The following is a 3,849-nucleotide window of genomic DNA, read 5'->3' as shown; positions in this document are numbered from 1 at the left end:
GGCGGGGCCGGCGACGGGGGGCCAGGCGGCGCATCATGGCGTCTCGACCCAGCGGTGCAGCAGGGCGGCCAGCACCAGGTTCACGGCCAGGAAGCCGAGCACCGCCAGCGGTCCCCACCAGCCGGGCAGCCCGACGCCGAGGTGGCCGGTGGCCCGCAGCACGGTGACCATCACCAGCACGTGCACCAGGTAGAAGGCGAAGGAGACCTCACCGAGCCAGACCAGCCGGCGGTGCCGCCAGGGCGAGGGCAGCCCCCGCACGTCGGCGTCCGCCGCGGCGGTGATGACCAGGATGTACGCCACGGAGAGGAGCGCCGCCCAGAGCTCGGCGCGGATCCACTGCGCCGCCACCGCCCAGGTGACCACGAAGAGGAGGCTGGCCAGCGGCAGGCCGGGCCCCCGCCAGCGGCCGCGCCGCATCAGCTCGGCGGCCGCCACGCCCAGCCAGAACTCCAGCGAGCGGACCACCGGGAAGATCTGGGTGAACCACCAGGTGCTCTCCTCCGGCACCAGCGCCTGCCCGGGCCAGAGGGCCACGATCAGCAGCGGCACCGCCGCCACCACCGCCCAGAGCAGGCCGGCCCGGGCCCGGCGCAGCGCCGGCAGCACCAGCGGCAGGCAAAGGTAGAAGAACAGCTCGCAGGAGAGCGACCAGCTCACCGTGTTGATGGCGTAGAAGTAGCCGGGCGTCGGGTCCCAGGCCTGCACGAGCAGGAGACTCTCCAGCGCGGCGCGGGGCACGATGGTGTCGGCGAACCACCACATCACCAGCAGGGCCGCCACCCAGGTCAACAGGTGGTTCGGGTAGATCTTGGCGAGCCGTCGCCGCCAGAAGTCGCGCCGCCGGTCCCCGTCGCGGGCCGACCACACCAGCACGAACCCGCTGAGGATGAAGAAGAACTGCACCCCGGACAGGCCCAGGGTGAACACCCCGCCGACGACCGCCTGGTAGTCGGGCTCGCCGACGATCCGCATGGTGCCCGCGTGGTAGCCGAAGACCAGCAGCGCGGCCACCCAACGCAGCCCGGTCAGCGAGGGCAGCCGGCTCGCCGTGGCCGTCGGTGCGCCCACCGCGCTCGTCATGCCGGGCACCCCGCCGTCGCCACGCTCACCCGCACGTACCTCTCCTCCCCCGGCCGCTCGCCGCCGCGACCGCGGCCCGGCGCCGGACGGCGGCACCGGTCGTGCCACCGTCCGGGCACCCTACCGGCTGGTGGGGCCGCGACGGCCGTCCGGGGGGGGGGACGCGGACCCACCGGGAGATGTACGCGGGCTGCGGATTGCCCTAATATTCCCCGGACCCGCAGCCGACGTCGTGCCCGGCGGCGGGCCGGCCGGCGTCCTGGCTCCGGGCCGCCCCGGCACGCGTGAACCACGAAATGGAGCGGCGATGCACCAGCGGATCCTGATGCGGGCGAAGAAGGGCCCGTTCGACGTCCGCTACGCCGAGGAGGCCTTCGAGGGCGACTGGATCGGGGTCAACAACGGCAACCTCGTCTTCAGCCACGCCGCCCACAAGCTGCTCAGCACGACGACCGCCGAGATCACGCCGACCGAGTTCAAGGTCAACCCGCGCGACGCCGACGAGATCAACGAGAAGTACGACGTCTACGTCATTCCGCTGGCCAACGCCTTCCGGCGCAGCTACGCGCACCGCATCGAGCTGATGACCCGGCTGGTCGAGCGGCTGAAGATCCCGGTGGTCGTGCTCGGCGTCGGGGTGCAGACCGACGTCAGCGGCGACCGGGAGTACCTGCGCCCGATCGACGACGTGGTCAGCCGGTTCGTCCGGGCCGTGCTCGAGCGCTCGCCCAGCATCGGCGTACGCGGCGAGATCACCGAGAGCTACCTGCGGACCCTGGGCTTCTCGGCGGTCGACGTGATCGGCTGCCCGTCGATGTTCCTGCACGGCGACCGGCTGACGGTGGAGAAGACCACGCCGACGCTGGAGCAGGACGCCCGGGTGGCGCTGACCGTCTCCCCGTACGTCAAGTCGATGGCGAAGATCATCGCCGCGCACCACCGGCGCTACCCGAACCTGCGCTACCTGCCGCAGGACCTCACCACCCTCGGCACGCTGCTCTACGGCGACTCCCCGGCGGACCGGGGCAGGACCAGCCCGATCCCGGTGCACACCTCCCACCCGCTGTTCGTCGAGGACAAGGTGCGGATGTTCCTGGACCCGTGGACCTGGATGGACTACCTCTCCGGGTTCGACTTCGCCTTCGGCACCCGCATCCACGGCACCATCACCGCGCTGGTCGCCGGAACCCCCGGCTACCTCTTCGCGCACGACTCGCGCACGCTGGAGCTGGCCCGGTACTTCGACATCCCGCACCGGACGATCAAGGAGGTGCCCGCCGACGTCGACGCCGCGCAGCTCTACGCCGAGGCGGACTACACCGCCCTGCACGCCGGCCACCGGGCCCGCTACGAGCGGATGGCGGCGTTCCTCGCCGCGCACCGGCTCGGCAACGCGTTCGACGACGGAGACGCCACCGCCCGCTTCGACGAGCGGGTCCGCGCCACCAGCTTCCCGCCGGCCGTCCGCCCGGCCACCGCGACCTCCCCCGAGGCCCTGCTGGAGCGGATCCAGTGGCTGCGGGACCGCAACACCGCGCTGGACGGCCAGGTGCGGACGCTGGAGGAGCAGCGGCTGCGGGCCCGGGTCAGGCGGGCGGTCGGCGCGCCGGTACGGCGGATCCTGAGTCGTTAACCCGCCGCTCGGCGGCTGTTCAGTAACTCCATCTCCACCGGATACGTCAGGTTCCGGGGCCGTCCACCCGGGTGCACCAGGGTGGCGGCGTGGTCAACGAGCCGACGCGCGCCACCCCACTGCTGAGCATCGTCGTGCCGGTCCACGGGGTGGAGGCGTACCTGTACCAGTGCCTCGAGTCGATCCGGGCGGACGTCCCGGCCGGCGAGCGGGGCACGGTCGAGCTGGTCGCCGTCGACGACGCCTCCCCGGACCGGTGCGGCGACATGCTGCGCGCGTACGCCGCCGGCCGGCCCGAGGTCCGCACCGTGCACCTGAGCAGCAACGTCGGGCTGGGCCCGGCCCGCAACGCCGGCCTGGCGGTGGCGACCGGCGACTACGTCTGGTTCGTCGACAGCGACGACTGGCTGCCGCCGGGCACCATCCCCGCGGTGCTGGACCGGCTGCGCGCGCACCGCCCCGACGTGCTGCTGGTGGACCACGTGCGGGTGCACGAGGGCGGGCGGCGCGAGCTGGACGCCAGCAGTCCGCTGCTGCGCGGGGTGCCCGACGTGGTCCGCCTGGCCGACCGGCCGCAGCTGCTGCGGGTGCAGCACACCGCCTGGAACAAAGTGGTCCGCCGCGCCTTCATGGACGAGCTGGAGCTGCGCTTCCACCCCGGCTGGTACGAGGACATCCCGTTCAGCCACCCGCTGCTGATCGGCGCGGAGAAGATCTCCGTGCTGGACCGGGTCTGCTACCTCTACCGGCAGGGCCGGCAGGGCGCGATCACCTCCACCCGCAGCGGCCGGCACTTCGACGCCTTCGACCAGTACGACCGGCTGCTGGACTGGGTCGGGCGACGGTACCCGGACGAGCGGCTGCGGGCCGAGCTGTTCGGGCTGATGGTCAACCACATGCTGGTGGTGGTCGGCAACGACGACCGGCTGCACCCGCACCTGCGCCGGGACTTCTTCCACCGGGTGGCCGCCCAGTACCGTCGCCACCTGCCGGCGGGCGGCTACCCCCGCCCCGGCGGGGTGGCCGGGCTCAAGCACCGGCTGGTGGGCCGGGACAACTACCTCGCGTACGCGGCGCTGCGCCAGGCCCACCGGCTGGCCGGTCGGCTGCGCCGGTCCGCCGCGCCCCCGGCC

3 protein-coding genes are annotated in these 3,849 nt (G+C 73.1%); 2 read left to right on the top strand and 1 reads right to left on the bottom strand.

Annotated elements, in window-relative coordinates; translation table 11 throughout:
- Positions 1 to 33: 33 nt before the first annotated feature.
- A complete protein-coding gene (locus tag JNW89_RS30325; RefSeq protein ID WP_238451685.1) occupies positions 34 to 1,083 on the bottom strand; it encodes an acyltransferase in 1,050 nt (349 codons plus the stop codon).
- 307 nt (positions 1,084 to 1,390) lie between these two features.
- On the opposite strand from JNW89_RS30325, the gene JNW89_RS30320 reads away from it, so the two are divergent.
- Complete coding sequence (locus JNW89_RS30320) at positions 1,391 to 2,716, top strand: polysaccharide pyruvyl transferase family protein (protein WP_238451684.1); 1,326 nt, start codon at positions 1,391 to 1,393, stop codon at positions 2,714 to 2,716.
- 89 nt (positions 2,717 to 2,805) lie between these two features.
- Positions 2,806 to 3,849, top strand: a 1,044-nt coding sequence (locus JNW89_RS30315) for a glycosyltransferase (RefSeq protein ID WP_238451683.1), incomplete at its 3' end; no start/stop codon positions are given.

The organism is Micromonospora sp. 4G55 (assembly GCF_016803375.1).
The sequence above is the reverse complement of the archived record's forward strand: the minus strand, read 5'-3'. Positions and strand labels throughout refer to the sequence as shown.